Source organism: Streptomyces sp. NPDC021020 (genome assembly GCF_044333285.1).
In the GTDB taxonomy this organism is placed as follows: Bacteria; Actinomycetota; Actinomycetes; order Streptomycetales; family Streptomycetaceae; genus Actinacidiphila.
Window position 1 is genome coordinate 351,560 of record NZ_JBIRQQ010000005.1, and the last position, 18,440, is coordinate 369,999.

An 18,440-nucleotide genomic window follows, 5' to 3' on the forward strand; every position below is an offset into this window, starting at 1 on the left:
CGCGCAAAACGGGGGACGGTGGAGGGGCGCGAGATGGTGGGACCGGCGGACCAGGGGCGATTGGTCGCGGGCCGCTACCGGCTGCTCGAACGCATCGGCCGCGGCGGCATGGGCACGGTGTGGCGCGCGCAGGACGAACTGCTCGACCGTCAGGTCGCCGTCAAGAAGCTGCACCCGCCGCAGCCGGACATGGATGACGACGAGCTGGCCACGCTCTTCGAGCGCACCCGGCGGGAGGCCCGCGCCGCCGCCCGCATCAGCCACCCCAACGTCATCGTCGTGCACGACGTGGTCGACGACGCGGGCCTGCCGTCGATCGTCATGGAGTACGTCCCCTCCGTGACCCTCGGCGACCTGGTCAAGGAGCACGGCCCGCTGGCCCCCGGCGAGGCCGCCCGGATCGGCCGCGGCATGGTCGCCGCGCTCATCGCCGCCCACCGCGCCGGGGTGCTGCACCGCGACGTCAAACCCGGCAACGTCCTGCTCGGCCACCCCGCGGGCGGCCCGCACCCCGGCGAGGACACCGGCACCGGGCGCGTGCCGCTCGGCAGCCGCATCGTGCTCACCGACTTCGGCATCGCCCAGTCCTCCGGCACCTCCACCCTCACCCGCACCGGCGAGATCATCGGCTCCATCGACTTCCTGTCGCCCGAACGGCTGCGCGGCGCCCCGCCCGGCCCCGAGGCCGACCTGTGGTCGCTGGGCGCCACGCTCTACCAGGCCGTCGACGGCCGCTCGCCCTTCCGCCGCCCCACCGCGATCGAGACCGCCTACGCCATCGCCGAGGAGACGATCGAGCCGCCGCCGAGCGCCGGCGCGCTCACCGAGGTGATCGCCGGGCTGCTGGCCAAGGAGCCCGCCGAGCGGCTGTCCGCCGAGGACGCCGAGCGGATGCTCCGCATACCCGCCGCCGAGCCGGACACCGCGTACGTCGCGCACACCGGTCTGACCCGGCCCCTGCCGCCGCCCGCCGCCGGGCCCGTACGGCCGGTCACCATGGGCCCGCCGCCCGGGGCCGAGTCGCCCGCGTACACCGGCAGCGTGCCCCCGCCGCGCGCCCCGCACCAGGAGCCGCCGCACACCCCGCAGCACGGGCCGCTGCACGGGTCGCAGCACGGGCCGCTGCACGGGTCGCCGCCCGGCCCGCAGCGCCGCCGCGGGCGCTGGATCGCCGCCGCCGTCGCGGTCGCCGTCGTGGCCGCGGGTGTCGCGGTGGCCGTCGACCGGGCGCACAGCTCCGACGCCGCGAGCCCCGACCCGTCCCCGACCGCGACCGCCACCGGCACCTCGGCGGCCCCCACGAGCGACGCCCCGACGCAGGACCCGACGACGCGGCCGGCGCCCACCACCGAGGCCCCGACGTACGAGCCGCCGCCCGTCCCCGACGGCTACCACCTGGCCGAGCAGGCCAACCGCGGCTACCAGGTCCCGGTGCCCGACGGCTGGCACAAGAAGGTCTACGACGGCGGCGACCAGGTCAGTTACGTCGACCCGACCGACACCGTCGCCCTCAAGATCAGCGCCCTGGACTTCGCGGGCCTCGACCCGTACCAGCACTGGATCGACCTGGAGCCGCAGACCGAGGGCCAGGTCAAGGACTACCACCGCGAGCGCATGGAGCGGACGAAGACGGCGGACGGCCAGGAGGCCGCGCTGTGGCAGTTCACCTTCCAGGGCACCACCAAGCCCTTCCGCGCGCTCGACCTCGGCTTCGGCAAGCCGGGCGGCCGGGAGTACGCGGTGTACCTGTCGGCGCCCAAGGACCAGTGGTCCGACTACAAGCCGGTGTTCGACACCGCCGTCGCGGGCTTCCGCGGGACCGGCTGACCCCGGCCGGCCGGATCGCACCGCCGTTCGCCGAACCACCGGGCCCTCTCCTGCGTATTGGCCTGTGAGTGCCCGCTTCGGGGATGATGGGGTTTCACCCGAACGACCACAGAGGGAAGCCATGAGCGAGGTCGAAGGTACCGACGGACGCCTGCTCGCCGACCGGTACCGGCTCGACGGCGTGCTCGGCAAGGGCGGCATGGGCACGGTCTGGCGCGCGACCGACGAGACCCTGGGCCGTACCGTCGCCGTCAAGGAGCTGCGCTTCCCGGGAAACGTCGACGAGGAGGAGAAGCGCCGCCTCGTCACCCGCACCCTGCGCGAGGCCAAGGCGACCGCGCGGATACGCGGCACCGGCGCCATCACCGTCTACGACGTCGTCAAGGAGGACGACCGGCCGTGGATCGTGATGGAACTCATCGAGGGCCGCTCGCTGTCGGACCGGATCCGCGACGACGGCCCGCTCACCCCGCGCCGCGCCGCCGAGGTCGGCCTGGTCGTCCTGGACGTGCTGTCCGCCGCGCACCGCGAGGGCATCCTGCACCGCGACGTCAAACCCTCCAACGTCCTCATCGGCGACGACGCGCGCGTCGTGCTCAGCGACTTCGGCATCGCCCAGATCGACGGCGACCCGTCCGTCACCTCCACCGGCATGCTCGTCGGCGCGCCTTCGTACATCTCGCCCGAACGCGCCCGCGGCCAGAAGCCCGGCCCGCCCGCCGACCTGTGGTCGCTCGGCGCGCTGCTCTTCGCCGCCGTCGAGGGCCACCCGCCGTACGACAAGGGGTCGGCCATCGCGACCCTCACCGCGGTGATGACCGAGCCGGTCGGCCCGATGCCCAACGCCGGTCCGCTCGCCCGCGTCATCTCCGGGCTGCTCACCAAGGATCCCGACAAGCGGCTCGACGAGCACGCGGCCCGCACCCTGCTCCAGCAGGTCGTCAACGCGCCGGAGCCGCCCGCGGGCGCCCCGCGCATATCGGGTGGCGAGACCCGCACCAGCGTGCTCCCGCCCGTCCCGGAGCAGCCCGCCGCTCCCGCGGACGAACCCGCCGCCGCCCCGGCCTCCGCCGGGGCGCCCGACCTCGACCGGGCCCGCGAGGCGCTCGCCGCCGTCCGCCGGGCCGCCGCCAAGCCCAAGTCCAAGCCCGCCGCCGCGCACCCCGCGGCCGGACCCGGCGCGCCCGCCGACGCCGCCCCGCGCCCCGCGCGCGCCCCGCTCACCGATGTCGTGCCGCGCCGCACGCTCTTCATCGTGGTCGTCGCCGTCCTCGCGGTGATCGCCGCGATCATCGGCGTCCTGGCCGCCAACACCGGCGGCGGCAGCGGCGACAAGGACGGCGGTACGAAGGGCGGCACCACCGCGGGGGCCACCGGCAAGGCCGCGGACGGCAAGGACACGGCGCAGACGTCCGCCCCCACCACCCGGCCCGGGGACGACGACCAGGGCGACGACCACGGCGGCAACAAGGGCAAGGGGAAGGGGAAGGGCGGCGACGACGACGCGGACGGCGCGGACGACGACGCGGCGCCCGCCCCCGGTGTCGCCCCGAAGGACTTCCAGCTCGTCACCGCCAACGGCGGCGCCGTCGTCGCCCTCCCGAAGGGCTGGAAGCGCCTGCCGGACCGGGCCAGTTACCGCACGGGCACGTACTACAGCGGTCCGAACGGCGCGCGCCTGATGGTCGACCACACCGACTCGCCCAAGCCCAGCGCCCTCGCCGAGTGGCAGAAGGACGCCGCCCGCACCACGATCCCCGGCTACCAGCAGATCAGGATCGAGAGCGCCTCGTATCGCACGTACGACGCGGCGGACTGGGAGTACAAGCGCACCTCCGGGGGTAAGCAAGAGCACGTCCTGAACCGCGGGTTCGTGGTGGACAAGAAGCACGGCTACGCGCTGCTCTTCACGACCCCCGTGGACGACTGGAACAGCCCGGAGAACCGGCAGATGCGCGAGGTCGCCTTCGCCACCTTCAAACCGGCCGGATGAGCGCGGGACAGCACGTATGGTAAGGGTGCACGAACCGTCCGCAGCCGGATGAGGGCCGGACGCGACCGGTTCGGCGCGCGGAAGGACCGCAGTCGACCGGGCCAGGGAGGGGGCACCGTGGACGAATACGCGGGGCGGGTGCTCGCCGACCGCTACCGGCTGCCCAGGCCGCCCGCGGACGAGTTCGAGCTCGTCGAGACGCGCGCCTTCGACACGTACAGCGGCCAGGAGGTCCTGGTCCGCCAGGTGCTGCTGCCCGAGGTCGTCGGCGACGACGACGGCGCCTACGGCGGTTACGGCTACGGCTTCGGCGAAGGGGGCGGCGCGCTCGGCGAGAGCGCCCGGCGCGCCCTGGAGGCCGCCCGCGCCGCCGCCGCGATCCCCGACCACCCGCGCCTGGTGCAGGTCTTCGACATCTTCGTCGAGGGCGGCAGCCTCTGGATCGCGAGCGAACTGGTGTCCGGCCGGCCGCTCGCCGCGTTACTCGCCGAACGCCCCATCGACGCCTACCGCGCCGCCGAGATCGCCTCCGACGTCCTCACCGCGCTGCGCGCGCTGCACGCCGACGGCTGGACGCACCGCAACGTCACCGCCAGCACGGTGCTGGTGTGCGACGACGGCCGCGCCATGCTCGGCGGCCTCGCCGCGGGCGCCGCTCAGGAGGCGCTGTGCGGCTACGACACGCTGCCCGAGGCCGACGCCGAGCCCGTCCCGGCTATGACTGGCGGCCCCGCGGAGGAGGGCTCCGACGGGCCCGACGCCGGGACGGATCCCGCTCCCGACGCCGCCGCCTGGCACGGGCCGCGCTCCGCGCTGGAGGCCGAACGGGCGCGGCAGAACCGCATCACCGTCGTCGGCGCCGTCACCGAGCGCTGGGCGCCTGAACAGGCCCACCCCGTCCACGAGAAGTGGCAGCTCTCGCCGCCCGTCGGCCCGCCCGCCGACCTGTGGGCGCTCGGCGCGCTCCTCTTCCGCTCCGTCCAGGGCCACCCGCCCTACCCGGAGGAGAACGCCGCCGAACTCGTCCAGATGGTCTGCTCCGAGCCGCCCGCCTTCGCCGAGGAGTGCGGGGCGCTGCGCCCGCTCGTCGAATCGCTGCTCCGGCCCGATCCCGAGGAGCGCCCCGAGGCCGAGGAGCTGGGCGGCTGGCTGCGCTCCCTCATCCGCTCCGCGCCCGAGCCCGACCTCGGCGAGCACACCGTCTTCGTCCCGGCCGACCCCGCGAAGCTGCCCGTCAAACGCCGCAAGGGCGAACTGGTACGGCGCCGCCGCCGCGAATCCGCCGACCCCGGCGGGCTCCAGCACCGCCGCCACGCCCGCGGCAAGCAGGCGAAGGCGGCGCGGCCGGTGCGCCCGCCCCGCCGCGAGCGCGCGCCGCGCGCGGAGCAGGCGCACTTCCTGCACGAGCAGGTCGTCTCCTCCCGCCCCGCCGCCGACGGGGCTTCCTCGCCGCGCCGCCTCGGGCTGCGGCTGCTGGTCGTCCTGCTCGCGCTGATCGTCGTGGCCGCCGTCGCCGTCGTGCTGCTGATGCCGCACCGCGACACGTCCTCCGACGGCTCGAACGGCGACCGGACGGTGCCGGCGCAGATGCCCGGTTCCGGGTCCGGCGGCTCGGGGGGGAAGAAGCCTTCCGCGTCCGCGTCTGCTTCTGCCTCTGCCTCGCACTCCGCTCCCGCCTCCAAGGCGCCCACCAGCGCGGCCCCGCCGCCCGCCGCGCCCCCCGACCTCGGGCCCGACTTCGCCCTGCGCACCGACCCCGCGGGCTTCACCGTCGCCGTCCACACCGGCTGGCAGCGCGCCGGCAAGAACGGCAAGGACCAGGTCCGCTACACCGGCAGCGACCTCACGATGACCGTCGTGCCCGGCCGCGACAAAGCCACCGGCGACGCGCAGGATCCGCTGGCCTACCAGCTCGTCGAGCCCGAGCTCGCGGACTTCCGCGCATCGTCCTGGTCCTCGGCGTCGGGCCTTCAGACCGTGAACGTCCACGGTCACACTGCCGCCGAGGGCGAGTACACGTGGCGGGACGCGAACCAGCAGTCCGTCTACGCGCGGAATCTGGCGATCCAGATCGCGGGGCGGTATCACGTGGTGCTCGTCTACGGGCCCGATGCGCAGCGGGCCGCTGTGCAGCGGGCTTTCGACAAGGTCGTCGAAACGTACACTGCGGGCTAGCGCCCCGCCGGGTGCCCATGCTTTGGGCGGTGCCGCTCCGGGGTGCCTCTTGCGGTGGTCCGCGCGACCTTCTGCCGGTGGTGGGTTGCTCGCGCAGTTCCTCGCGCCCCTTCGCGGCGGCCCGGCGGTGGGGTCGGGGGACGGCACGGGGCACCTCCTCGGAATGCGCGTTCGCCCTCTTACGTGTTGGTGAGGTACGGGGAAGCGCATTCCTGCGGGGGCACCCCGCACCGTCCCCCTCCAGGTTGTACGGCGGGCTCGCCGCCGACGGTGGTTGAGCCCCACAGGAGGACCGTCAGACGACGTCTTACCTGCACGGGTCATGGGGGCACCCCCGGACGGAGTCTGGGGGAGGGTGGGAGAACCCCGCGCCGTTAGGCGCGGGCACCCCCGCGGCGGGAAGCCGATAGGGTCCGGAGGTTGGGGGCGGGGGAGCGTCCGGAGGGGGCATGGGAACGGACCGGGTCGTCGCGGAGAGGTATCGGCTGGGCGCGCGCCTGGGCCGCGGCGGCATGGGCACCGTCTGGGCGGCGACAGACGAACTGCTCCACCGCACGGTGGCCGTCAAGGAACTGCACCTTGCCGACGGCGAGCAGCGCGCGCTGCGCGAGGCGCGGGGCCTCGCCCGGATCCGGCATCCGAACGTGGTCCTCGTGTACGACGTCGTGGAGCAGGACGGCCGCCCGTGGATCGTGATGGAGCTGGTCGACGGCCGCTCGCTCGCGGAGGTCCTGCGGGAGGACGGCCCGCTCCCGCCGCGCGAGGCCGCGCGGGTGGGCGCGGCGGTCGCGGGCGCGCTGCTCGCGGCACACGAGCACGGCATCCAGCACCGTGACGTGAAGCCCGCGAACGTGCTGCTCGACCGTACGACCGGCCGCGTCGTGCTCACGGACTTCGGTATCGCCCGGGTGCCGGGCAGCGACACGGTCAGCGAGACGGGCGCCTTCGTGGGCTCGCCCGAGTACACCGCGCCGGAGCGGATGGATCCGAACCAGGCGGCGGGGCCGGAGTCGGACCTGTGGTCGCTGGGGGCGCTGCTGTGCGCGGCGGTGGAGGGGCATTCGCCCTTCCGGGGCGAGTCGGTGGCGGAGATCGTGCACGCCGTGGCGTTCGCGGACATCCGCCCGCCGGAGGCGGTGGGCCCGCTGCTGCCGGTCGTACGGGGGCTGCTGGAGCGGGATCCGGCGCGCCGGATGGCGGCCGCGGACGTGCGGACGGTGCTGGTGGCGTACGCGGAGGCGGGCATCGAGCCGCCGACCCCGCCCACCGTGCCGGCCGTGCCGAAGGCCCGGGCGGGCGGCGGCGAGCGCGCGCAGCGCGGGGCCGGGCGGCGCCGCCGGATACTGGCGGGGCTCGCGGTGGTGGTGCTGGTCGCCGTGGTGGCGGGCGGCACCGCCGCGCTCGTCGTCCTGCGGGGGAGCGACGGCGACCGCGGCGGCCAGGCCGCCACCGCGCCCCCGGCCACCACGGCGTCGCCGTCACCGGCCGCCACGACGCCGACGCCGACCGCCTCCCCGCTCCCGGCGGGCTTCCGCACCGTGACCGACAAGCACGGCTGGTCGGTCGCCCTCCCGGACGGGTGGGTCCGGCAGGAGGTCCCGCCGCGCGTCTACTACTGGTCCGCGGACCACGCCTTCCGCTTCGGGCAGCGCATACAGCCGCCGGGCAAGGGCACGGCGTACGACGTGATGCACGGTCAGGACGTCGCGGCCCGCGGGCCGAAGCCCCCGTACCAGGGCTACCGGGACGGCGTGGTGACGCGTACCACGCAGAACGGCGCGGACGCCGCGCTGTGGGAGTTCACCTACGACGGTTTCGCCGACGGGAAGGGCGCGAGGCGCACCTTCGACCTGTGCTGGGTGCAGGACGGGCGGATGTACGACGTGTGGCTCTCCGGTCCGCTGGACCGGACCGAGGAGACCAGGTCGCTCTTCGACACCGCCCGCCGGACGTTCACGCCGTGACGGGCGCGCCGCGGCGCAATGCGGCGATGCCCTCGTCGAGCGCGGCCTCCAGGTGCCCGATGCTGCCGGTCGACATGAGGATCAGCACCCCGCCCTGGATCGCGGCGAGCAGCGCGGCGGCGACGCGCTCCGGGTCGAGGTCGGGCGCGGTGCGGCCGGCCGCCCGCATGTGGGCGACGCCCACCGCGAGCGCGGACTGCCAGTGCTGCATCAGCTCGGCGACGACCGCCTGCGTGGCGGGCGTGGAGCGGCCCGCCTGCGAGACGGCGATGCTCAGCGGGCAGTCCTGGCCCTGCGTCCGGTAGTGGCCGACGACCTTGTCCCGCCAGGCCTGCCACGCCTCCCAGGAGGTGAGCGTGCTCAGCTCCGGCTGCTGGTCGGCGAGCACGCGGTCGGCCTCGTACCGGGCGACGGCGAGGAACAGCTCCTCCTTGCCGCCGGGGAAGTAGTGGAAGAGCTGGCTCTTGCTGGTGGCGGTGGCGGCGAGCACGTCGTCCAGCGTCACCGAGAAGACGCCCTGGCGGCGGATCTCGGCGGCGGCGCCCTCCAGGATGCGGTCGCGGGTGGCCGCACCCCTGCTGGTCAGCTTCACACGGGCCTCCTACGGGATCAGCAGCAGCTTGCCGGTGGTGCGGCGCGACTCCAGGTCGGTGTGCGCGGCCGCGGCCTCGGCGAGCGCGTACCGCCCGCCGACACGTACCCCGATCTTGCCCTCCGCGAGCATCGCGAAGACCTCCGCGCTGCGGCGCCGCAGCGCCTCGGGGGTGCGGACGTGGTGCTGCACCATGGGGTAGCTGAGCAGGATGCTGTTGGGCAGGTCCGTCACGGCGAAGGACGGGACGCCCATGAAGGGCCCGTAGTAGGCGTGCACGCCGTGCGGGCGCAGGGCGAGCTGGGAGGAGCGGAAGGTCGCGGTGCCGGAGCCGTCGTAGACGACGTGCGCGCCCTCGCCACCGGTCAGCTCGCGGACGCGGTCCTCGAAGCCGCCGCCGGACCACACCAGGACGTGGTCGGCGCCGGCCTCCTTCGCGACGGGGGCCTTGTCCTCGCGGGAGACCAGGCCGATGACGCTGCCGCCGCGGGCCTTGACCATCTGGGTGAGCAGGCGCCCGACGCCGCCGGCCGCCGCGTGCACGACGGCGGTGTCGCCGGGGCGTACGGCGTAGGTCTCGGTCGTGAAGTGGTTGGCGGTCAGGCCCTGCATCATGACGGCGGCGGCGGTCTCGTCGTCGACGCCGTCCGGCACCCGGACGAGGGACGTGACGGGGATCGCGGCGAGCTGGGCGTAGCTGCCGGGGTGGTAGAACCAGGCGACCCGGTCGCCGACCGCGAGGCCCTCGGGCCCGTCGGCGGTGGCGGCGCCTTCGCCGAGCGCGACGACCTCGCCCGCGCCCTCGACGCCGAGCAGGAAGGGCGGCGCCCAGCCGGGCCCGCCGACCTGCCGGGCGCCGACGTCCATGTAGTTCACGCCCGCCACGGCGACCTTGACCAGGGCCTGGCCGGGGCCGGGGACGGGCTCGGGGATGTCGGCGACGTCCATGACCTCGGGGCCGCCGTGCTGCTCGACGCGGATCGCGCGCATGGGCTGATTCCTTTCCGGAGGGGCCCGGGGGATGTCCGGGGGCCCGCTTGCGGGGATGTCTTCGACGGTAGGAAGTGAAAAATGGACCGGCAAGTCCAGTTCTGTGCGGGCCGCCGCCGGGGGCGGCCAGGCGTCCGCCAAAGGTGTTACCGCCGGTAGAAAGTGGCTACTCATGGGTAGCCACACCGGGCCCCGCGCCGTAACCTCACCGGCATGACGGAAAAGCCGCAGCCGACCCCGAGCAGCGCGGACGCCGCCGCGTCCGGGGCCCCCACCGCCACCGCGACCGCCGAAGCCCCCGAGAGCGGCAACCCGGTGCTGCCCCGCGGCACCCGCGGCCCCGCGGACGTCGTCACGCCCGACCTCGTCGCCCGCCTCACCCGCGGCCTGCCCGGCGCCGGGCGCACCGCGAGCCACACCCCGCTCACCGGCGAGGAGCTGGCCTTGCTCCCCGAGGCCACGCCCGACGACGTCGCCGAGGCCTTCCGCCGGGCGCGCGCGGCCCAGCCGCAGTGGGCGGCCCTTCCGGCGAAGCGCCGGGCCGCGGTCCTGCTGCGCTTCCACGACCTCGTCCTCGCCCGCCAGGCCGAGGCGCTGGACCTGATCCAGGTCGAGACCGGCAAGGCCCGGCTGCACGCGCACGAGGAGGTGCAGGTCGTCGCGATGGCGGCGCGGCACTACGGGCTCAAGGCCCCGTCCTACCTCGCCGCCCGGCGCCACCAGGGCGCGATCCCGGTGCTGACCCGCACGGTCGAGCTGCGCCAGCCGCGCGGGGTCGTCGGGCAGATCTCGCCCTGGAACTACCCGCTGGAGCTGTCGGTCGGCGACGCGCTGCCCGCCCTCGTCGCGGGCAACGCGCTCGTCACCAAGCCGGACACCGAGACCGCGCTGACCGCCCTGTGGGCGCGCGAGCAGCTGATCGAGGCGGGCCTGCCCGAGGGCGTGTGGCAGATCGTGATCGGGGAGGGCCCGGTCGTCGGGCCCGCCGTCGTCGAGCACGCCGACTACGTGTCCTTCACCGGTTCCACCCGCACCGGCCGCGAGGTCGCCCGGCGCGCCGCCGACCGGCTGGTCGGCGCGAGCCTCGAACTCGGCGGCAAGAACGCCCTGCTGGTGCTGCGCGACGCCGACCTCGACAAGGCCGCCGAGGGCGCGGTACGCGCGTGCTTCGCCTCCGCGGGCCAGCTGTGCATCTCCATCGAGCGGCTGTACGTGGACAGTTCGGTCGCCGACGCCTTCCTGGAGCGCTTCGCCGCCCGCACGAAGGCACTGAAGCTCGGCACCGCGCTCGCGTACGGCGCGGGCATGGGCTCGCTCGCCGGACCGGCCCAACTCGACGTCGTCACGCGGCACGTGGAGGAGGCCCGGGAGAAGGGCGCCCGTGTGCTGGCCGGCGGCCGCGCCCGGCCGGACGTCGGCCCGTACGTCTACGAGCCGACGATCCTGGACGGCGTCGAGGCGCCGATGGCCGTCTGCACCGAGGAGACCTTCGGGCCCGTCGTGTCCGTCTACCGCTTCCGGGACGAGGACGAGGCGGTCGAGCGCGCCAACGCCACGCCGTACGGCCTCAATTCGAGCGTCTGGACCAAGGACGTACGGCGCGGCGCCCGGATCGCCGCGCGGCTGCGTTCCGGCACGGTCAACGTCAACGAGGCCTACGCCGCCGCCTACGGCAGCGTGCGCGCCCCGATGGGCGGCATGAAGGACTCCGGGCTGGGCCGCCGGCACGGCTCGGAGGGCATCCTCAAATACACCGAGGCGCAGACCGTCGCCACCCAGCGGCTGCTGCCGCTCGGTCCTGCCCTCGGCATGGACGACGAGAAGTACGCGGCTTTCCTGAGCCGTTCGCTGCGGCTGATGAAGACGCTCCGGATGCGCTGAGGAGGCGCTTGTGACAGCGGAAGGCGAGCCCCGCGGCTACCGCGAGGCGGACGACGGCTTCGACTACGACGTCGTCGTGATCGGCTCCGGTTTCGGCGGTTCCGTCGCCGCGCTGCGGCTGACGGAGAAGGGCTACTCGGTCGGCGTGCTGGAGGCCGGCCGCCGCTTCGCACGCGGCGAACTGCCCAGGAATTCCTGGGACCTGCGCAACTACCTGTGGGCGCCCGCGCTCGGCCTCTACGGCATCCAGCGCATCCACGTCCTCGGCAACGTCCTGGTCCTCGCGGGCGCGGGCGTCGGCGGCGGCTCGCTCAACTACGCCAACACCCTCTACGTGCCGCCCGCCGCCTTCTTCCAGGACCGCCAGTGGGGCCGCATCACCGACTGGCAGCGGGAGTTGGAGCCGTACTACGACCAGGCGAGGCGCATGCTCGGGGTGCGGCTCAACCCCACCATGACGCCCTCCGACGAGCATCTGAAGGCCGCGGCCCAGGAGATGGGCGTCGGCGACACCTTCCACCTCGCCCCGGTCGGCGTCTTCTTCGGCGACGGCGCCGACGCCGACGGCGCCGCCAAGGCCGCCCCCGGCGAGGAGGTGCCCGACCCGTACTTCGGCGGCGCGGGGCCCTCCCGGCGCGCCTGCACCGAGTGCGGGGAGTGCATGACCGGCTGCCGGCACGGCGCGAAGAACACCCTCAACGAGAACTACCTGCACCTGGCCGAGCGGGCCGGCGCCACCGTCCACCCCATGACCACCGTCGTCGGCCTCACCGAGGAGGCGGCCGGGGGCTACCGGGTCACGACCGTGCCCACCGACCGCCGCCGCAAGGGCGCCCGCACCACCCTGCGCGCCCGCCAGGTCGTCGTCGCGGCGGGCACGTACGGGACGCAGACGCTGCTGCACACCATGCGCGACACCGGCCGGCTGCCCGCCCTGTCGCCGCGGCTCGGAGAGCTGACCCGCACCAACTCCGAGGCCCTGGTGGGCGCGCAGACCTCGCCGCGCCGCTACCGGAAGAAGAACCCGGGCCGCGCACCGGACTTCACCCGCGGCGTGGCGATCACCTCGTCCGTCCACCCCAACGACCACACCCACATCGAGCCGGTCCGCTACGGCCGCGGCTCCAACTCCATGGGCTCCTTCTCGATCCTGGCCGCGCCGCACCGCGGAAAGCTGCCGCGCTGGGCGGAGTTCGCCGGCGCGTACCTGCGGCACCCGCTGCTCGCGGTGCGGTCGCTGTCCAACCGGCGCTGGTCGGAGCGCACCATCATCGGCCTGGTCATGCAGACCAGCGACAACTCCCTTGCCACGTACCGCAAGAAGCGCGGCCCGGGCAAGGGCCTGCTGACCGCCCGGCAGGGCCACGGCGAGCCCAACCCCGTGCACATCCCCGAGGGCGCGCGGGCCGCGGGGCTCATCGCCGAGCAGATCAACGGCTTCGCGGGCAGCAACATCGGCGAGGCCGTCAACCGCCCGATGACCGCGCACTTCCTCGGCGGCTGCCCGATCGGCGAGGACGCCGAGCACGGTGTCATCGACCCCTACCACCGGCTGTTCGGCCACCCGGGCATCCATGTCGTGGACGGCGCCGCGGTGTCGGCGAACCTCGGCGTCAACCCGTCGCTGACCATCACCGCGCAGGCCGAGCGCGCGATGTCGCTGTGGCCCAACAAGGGCGAGCCGGACCCGCGTCCGGCGCAGGGCGAGACCTACCGCGAGATCCCGGCCGTGCCGCCGGCCGCCCCGGCGGTGCCGGACGGCGCCTTCGGCGCGCTGCGGCTGCCGCTGCTGCCCGTCCCGGTGGTGCCGCGCAGGGACACCGGGAGCACGGCTCCGGGGGACGAGGGGGCTCCCGGAGCCGCCGCGGACGACGCGGAAGGCCCCTCTTCCCGGTGAAGAGCACCGAACGCGCCTGTACGCACGGTAATGTGTGCGTTACGGTGCTCTCGGTGCAAAGCTCGCAGAGCGGCCGGTCCCGGGCGTCCCCGGAGCCGACCGCCTCCTTGGAGTCGTGACCGGGCTGCTGTCCCCTGCCGTCCGGTCACTCGCTGCCGGTGCGAGGTCCCACGGCGGCGCATCCCTGCGCCGCCTCATCGCACCGGCCACACCCCGCCCAGCTGCGTCTGGGCGGTGTCCACTTCCACGCGTGGTGCTGGTGACCGCCCCTGGCTGGCACGGACACCACCTCCAACGAAGGCGCCGCGGGGCGGTCACGTGCCGTTCGGGTGATGCCCCCCGAAAGGGTCGCGGCCGCCCGCGCGTTGTCCCGGCGCGCCCGGCCGTCTCACACCGTGCCGCGGCACAGCTCCAGCAGCGTCATCGCGACCGAGGTGCCGGGCCGGCCGAGCGCGTCGCCGTACGTGCGCAGGATCTCCATCTCGCGCGCCAGGTGCACGCGCCGCCCCCCGGCGCCCATCCGCGCCTGCTGGACGGCGCGCGACGCCGCCACGCGCTCCTCGACCAGGGCGATAATGCGCGCGTCCAGGTCGTCGATACGCGCCCGGTTCGCCGCGATCACCTCGTCGGGTGTGGGGGCGTCCTGCTGCTGCGGTGCCGGTGTGGTCATGTCTGCTCCTCGGGTCCGGTCGGTGGTGGACCTCCGGGAGCCGCGGTGCCGTCCCGCCCGGGAAACGGCAGACGCCCCGGGCGGTGAGCCCGGGGCGCCTGGATGTCGCGGTGTCAGCGGCACACGCGACGCGACCATGGCAGCCGGCCGGGCCGGTTGCCATAGGTAAACGCGAAGGTGTGCGCGGTCATGGGGGTGAGTGTAGCGGCGGTAGAATCGGAGATCGACCCCCCCTCGCAGACCGCCGGAAGGCAGCACGTGGCACCAGCGACCCCCGCGAACACCGAGACGCCCAGGACCGACGAACTGACGCCCGAGAACGACACGGTCCTCGTCGTCGACTTCGGGGCGCAGTACGCCCAGCTCATCGCCCGCCGGGTGCGCGAGGCCAGGGTCTACAGCGAGATCGTCCCGTCGACCATGCCGGTCGAGGAGATGCTCGCCAAGCGCCCCAAGGCCGTCATACTCTCCGGCGGCCCCTCGTCCGTCTACGAGCCGGGCGCGCCCACGCTGGATCCGGCGCTGTTCGAGGCCGGTGTCCCGGTCTTCGGCATGTGCTACGGCTTCCAGATCATGGCCACCACGCTGGGCGGCACGGTCGACAACACCGGGGCGCGCGAGTACGGGCGCACCGCGCTGAGCGTGTCGCGGCCCGGTTCGACGCTCTTCGAGGGCACCCCCGCCGAGCAGTCGGTGTGGATGTCGCACGGCGACGCGTGCTCGGCCGCGCCCGAGGGCTTCACCGTCACCGCGTCCACCGACTTCGTGCCGGTCGCGGCGTTCGAGAACGACGAGAAGCGGCTCTACGGCGTCCAGTACCACCCCGAGGTGCTGCACAGTACGCACGGCCAGCAGATCCTGGAGCACTTCCTCTACCGCGGCGCGGGCCTGGCCCCGACGTGGACGGCGGAGAACGTCGTCGAGGAGCAGGTCGCCGCGATCCGCGCGCAGGTCGGCAGCAGCCGCGCCATCTGCGGCCTGTCCGGCGGCGTGGACTCCGCGGTCGCCGCGGCCCTCGTCCAGCGCGCCATCGGCAGCCAGCTGACCTGCGTCTACGTCGACCACGGCCTCATGCGCAAGGGTGAGACGGAGCAGGTCGAGAAGGACTTCGTCGCCGCGACGGGCGTGCAGCTGCGGGTCGTCGACGCCTCCGAGCGCTTCCTGAACGCGCTCGCCGGGGTGTCCGACCCCGAGCAGAAGCGCAAGATCATCGGCCGGGAGTTCATCCGGGTCTTCGAGCAGGCGCAGGCCGAGATCGTCGCCGAGGCGCCGGACGACCACCCGGTGGAGTTCCTGGTCCAGGGCACCCTCTACCCCGACATCGTCGAGTCCGGCGGCGGCACGGGCACCGCCAACATCAAGTCGCACCACAACGTCGGCGGCCTCCCCGAGGATCTGGAGTTCCGGCTCGTCGAGCCGCTGCGGCAGCTCTTCAAGGACGAGGTCCGGATGGTCGGCCAGGAGCTGGGCCTGCCCGAGGAGATCGTCCAGCGCCAGCCCTTCCCCGGCCCCGGCCTGGGCATCCGCATCGTCGGCGAGGTCACCCGGGAGCGGCTGGAGCTGCTGCGCGAGGCCGACGCGATCGCCCGCGAGGAGCTGACCGCGGCGGGCCTGGACCGCGAGATCTGGCAGTGCCCCGTCGTCCTCCTCGCCGACGTCCGCTCCGTCGGCGTCCAGGGCGACGGCCGCACGTACGGCCACCCGATTGTGCTGCGCCCGGTCTCCTCCGAGGACGCGATGACGGCGGACTGGTCGCGCCTGCCGTACGACGTGCTGTCCCGTATCTCCACCCGCATCACCAACGAGGTCCGCGACGTCAACCGCGTCGTCCTGGACATCACGAGCAAGCCGCCGGGCACCATCGAGTGGGAGTGACCTCCCGCACACTCCGGAGGATCCCGGCGGCCGCACGGCCGCCGGGATCTTTTTGTGCCCTCCGCGGTGAGACACAGCGGGCTGGTGTACGTATGACTGTCTGACGCAGACAGGGCGGAAGAAACGCTTCCGCGGTACGTGGTGTGTGGCGGGAGAGGCGGAGGACCATGCGGGAGACGGTCGAGAGGTGGCGGGAGGTCGCCGGGCGGTACGCGCTGTTGCCGCTGCGGGTGTTCCTCGGGGTGACGTTCGTGTACGCCGGGCTGGACAAGCTGACCAGCGACAGCTTCTTCACCGACAGCGCCAACGGGTCGCTGCTGCAGATCCTGCACTCCTCGCACGACACCGCCGCGATCCCCGGCCTGGTCGACCTCGCGCTCAAGGCGCCGCACGGCTTCGGGTACGCCATCGCGCTGGGGGAGATCGCCGTGGGGCTCGGGACGCTCGCCGGGCTGTTCGGGCGGGTCGCCGCCGCGGGCGGGGCGCTCATCTCGCTGAGCCTGTGGCTCACCGTGAGCTGGCCCACCACGCCGTACTACTACGGCAACGACCTCGCCTACCTCATGGCCTGGCTGCCGCTGGTGCTCGCCGGGGCGCCCGTGCTGTCGGCCGACCGGCTGCTCGCCGTACGCCGGGGGCGCGCGGCGGATGCGCCGGGCGCCCCCGAGGTCACGCGCGCCCCCGGCGCGAGCGGGCCCGTACGGTCCGCACCGCCTGCGTGAGGACGCCGGTGGCGGCGGCCAGCACCAGGCCGCCGGCCGCCAGGAAGGCGGCGGTGTGCCACGTCAGGTGCCACACGCCGCCCGCGTCCAGCAGGAAGAAGACCGCGAGGGTGCAGAGCGCCAGGCCCAACACCAGGGCCGCGGGTTCGAACCGGTGCCTTCTCACCTGACCACCTTCAGCTGGCCCACGCCCACCTCGACGTGGAGATCGACCGTTCCGTGCGCGGGGACGCCCGCCGCCGGGCGCAGCGTCAGCGTGCCGTGCTCGTCCGACTGGATGCGCACCCCGTGGTTGACCTTGTCCGGCACGACCAGCTCGGCCAGGCCCAGGTCGTAGTCGAGCACCACCGTCGCGTCCTTCGGCAGATGCACCTCCGCCTGGCCCGCGCCCACCTTGACGTGCATGGCGACCGTCGTGCCCGCGGGCAGCGCCAGGCCCGACAGGTCCAGCAGGCCGCGGCCGGTGCCGCGCTCGTACAGCGGCCGCACCTGGGCGGCGTCCGCGGGGCGCCAGGTCGTCGTGCCGACGCCGGGGCCGCCCGCGGTGGGCAGCGCCGTCACGCCGACGAGCGCGCCGAGCGTCAGCACCGACCAGACGACGGTGCCGCCCCGGGCGCGTCCCGCGAAGGACGCGACGACGAAGGCCGTGCCCAGCACGGCGAGCGCCGACGCCAGGCCGATCTCCGCGCTGACCGCCGCGGGCTGGTAAGGCCACGACACGCCCGTGCCGACGCCGAGCGCGGTCACCGCCAGCAGGAAGACCGCGAGCGAGAAGGGCCACGACCGGTGGGCCGCCCGTACCGCCTTCTTGCGGTCCCGCCACGCCGCGCGGTCCTCGTCGCCGTACGGCCCGTCGTCCGGGCCCCACAGATACCGCGGCGGCTCCTTCGTCAGCGGGTCCCGCCACCACGAGGGCCGGCCCGGCTCGGGCGGCGGCGCCACCGCGGGCGGCGCGTCCACCACCGCCGCCGCGGCCGCCGGGGACACCGGCGGGGCGGGGGACTGGCGGCGCTGCGACCAGTACACCGCGCCCGCGGTCGCGAAGAGCAGCACGAGCGAGAAGGCCTGGTTGGTGGCGTTGCCGAGCATCGAGGCGTAGAGGCCGCAGCCGACGAGGGTCATGAGCACGGCGGTGAGCGGCGCTCCCTCGATCCGCCCCGACATCAGCCGGTGCGCCTCGCTCTGCTCCTCGTCCTCCTGCGGGATGACGAGCCAGCCCATCCCGTACACGATCAGGCCGATGCCGCCGGTGAGGGCGAGCACGGCGAGGACGATCCGGAAGATCACCGGGTCGAGCCCGAAATAGCGCCCGGCCCCGTCGCACACCCCCGCGACGACGCGGTGCTCACGGCTGCGCGTGATGCGCGGGCGGGCGGGCCGCCCGGCGCCGTCCGGGCCGCCGCCCGGCTGCCCGGCGGGGCCGTGGGGGTCGCTGTCCGCGGCGGTGCTGTCTGCGCGGGTGCTGCCGTGGCGGTCGCCGTCCGGGGCGGTGCTGTCTGCGCGGGTGCTGCCGTGGGGGTCGCCGTCCGAGGCGGTGCTGTCTGCGCGGGTGCTGCCGTGGGGGTCGCTGTCTGCGGCGGTGCTGTCTGCGCGGGTGCTGCCGTGGGGGTCGCCGTCCGGGGCGGTGCCGGCCGTCGCGCCGCCCGCAGCGGCGCTGTCCGCGCGGGTCGCGCCGGCGCGCGGCTCGGCGCCCCGCGCGGGGGAGGGCGGGGGGGCGTCGGTCGGCTCGTCCGTCATAGGCACCATGGTGGCCGCTCGTGGCGCGGCCCGGCACCCGGCTCGACCCTGGTAGGACCCTGATCCGACCCTGGGGCCCGCCCCGGGGCAAGCCCCGGTGGTCCGGCCGACCCTTGG

Annotated in this window: 13 protein-coding genes; 8 read left to right on the plus strand and 5 right to left on the minus strand. The window is 74.7% G+C overall.

The annotated features are described in order from the left end of the window. The first annotated feature begins 33 nt into the window (after positions 1–33). The 4 genes from ACH4SL_RS16860 to ACH4SL_RS16875 all read left to right on the plus strand — a co-directional run bounded on the left by ACH4SL_RS16860 (position 34) and on the right by ACH4SL_RS16875 (position 7,959). Entirely contained in the window at positions 34–1,827 is a 1,794-nt protein-coding gene (locus tag ACH4SL_RS16860) for a protein kinase (RefSeq protein ID WP_398445993.1), read from the plus strand. 121 nt (positions 1,828–1,948) lie between these two features. Next, complete coding sequence (locus tag ACH4SL_RS16865; RefSeq protein ID WP_398445995.1) at positions 1,949–3,820, plus strand: serine/threonine-protein kinase; 1,872 nt, start codon at positions 1,949–1,951, stop codon at positions 3,818–3,820. Positions 3,821–3,937: 117 nt separating this feature from the next. Then, entirely contained in the window at positions 3,938–5,995 is a 2,058-nt protein-coding gene (locus ACH4SL_RS16870; RefSeq protein ID WP_398445997.1) for a protein tyrosine kinase, read from the plus strand. A 449-nt stretch (positions 5,996–6,444) separates the two neighbouring features. Beyond that, positions 6,445–7,959, plus strand: coding sequence for a serine/threonine-protein kinase (locus ACH4SL_RS16875; RefSeq protein WP_398445999.1), 1,515 nt, complete (start codon positions 6,445–6,447; stop codon positions 7,957–7,959). On the opposite strand, the gene ACH4SL_RS16880 is transcribed toward ACH4SL_RS16875, so the two are convergent. Then, positions 7,949–8,551, minus strand: a complete 603-nt coding sequence (locus ACH4SL_RS16880) for a TetR/AcrR family transcriptional regulator (protein WP_398446002.1) — start codon at positions 8,549–8,551, stop codon at positions 7,949–7,951. The two genes, ACH4SL_RS16875 and ACH4SL_RS16880, sit on opposite strands and share 11 nt — an antisense overlap. 9 nt (positions 8,552–8,560) lie before the next feature. Continuing rightward, complete coding sequence (locus ACH4SL_RS16885; RefSeq protein WP_398446004.1) at positions 8,561–9,541, minus strand: quinone oxidoreductase family protein; 981 nt, start codon at positions 9,539–9,541, stop codon at positions 8,561–8,563. A 213-nt stretch (positions 9,542–9,754) separates the two neighbouring features. Here ACH4SL_RS16885 and ACH4SL_RS16890 point away from each other — a divergent pair, with 213 nt between their 5' ends. Next, the gene (locus ACH4SL_RS16890; protein ID WP_398446006.1) at positions 9,755–11,422 is read left to right on the plus strand and encodes a succinic semialdehyde dehydrogenase; all 1,668 of its coding nucleotides are present in this window, start codon (positions 9,755–9,757) and stop codon (positions 11,420–11,422) included. A 10-nt stretch (positions 11,423–11,432) separates the two neighbouring features. After that, positions 11,433–13,319, plus strand: coding sequence for an FAD-dependent oxidoreductase (locus tag ACH4SL_RS16895; RefSeq protein WP_398446008.1), 1,887 nt, complete (start codon positions 11,433–11,435; stop codon positions 13,317–13,319). 388 nt (positions 13,320–13,707) lie between these two features. Here ACH4SL_RS16895 and ACH4SL_RS16900 read toward each other — a convergent pair whose 3' ends face one another. After that, on the minus strand, positions 13,708–13,989 hold the full coding sequence (locus ACH4SL_RS16900; RefSeq protein WP_398446010.1) for a chorismate mutase: 282 nt from the start codon (positions 13,987–13,989) through the stop codon (positions 13,708–13,710). 258 nt (positions 13,990–14,247) lie between these two features. Between ACH4SL_RS16900 and guaA the strand changes: the two genes are divergently transcribed. Next, on the plus strand, positions 14,248–15,864 hold the full coding sequence (gene guaA, locus ACH4SL_RS16905) for a glutamine-hydrolyzing GMP synthase (RefSeq protein ID WP_398446012.1): 1,617 nt from the start codon (positions 14,248–14,250) through the stop codon (positions 15,862–15,864). 167 nt (positions 15,865–16,031) lie between these two features. Further along, positions 16,032–16,586: a DoxX family protein gene (locus ACH4SL_RS16910; protein ID WP_398446014.1), complete on the plus strand. Its 555-nt coding sequence runs from the start codon at positions 16,032–16,034 to the stop codon at positions 16,584–16,586. Here the strand turns inward: ACH4SL_RS16910 and ACH4SL_RS16915 are convergent. Continuing rightward, on the minus strand, positions 16,534–16,752 hold the full coding sequence (locus ACH4SL_RS16915; RefSeq protein WP_398446016.1) for a hypothetical protein: 219 nt from the start codon (positions 16,750–16,752) through the stop codon (positions 16,534–16,536). The genes ACH4SL_RS16910 and ACH4SL_RS16915 overlap by 53 nt on opposite strands. Then, complete coding sequence (locus ACH4SL_RS16920) at positions 16,749–18,323, minus strand: PspC domain-containing protein (protein ID WP_398446018.1); 1,575 nt, start codon at positions 18,321–18,323, stop codon at positions 16,749–16,751. The genes ACH4SL_RS16915 and ACH4SL_RS16920 overlap by 4 nt, the downstream gene beginning before the upstream one ends. Positions 18,324–18,440 lie beyond the last annotated feature (117 nt).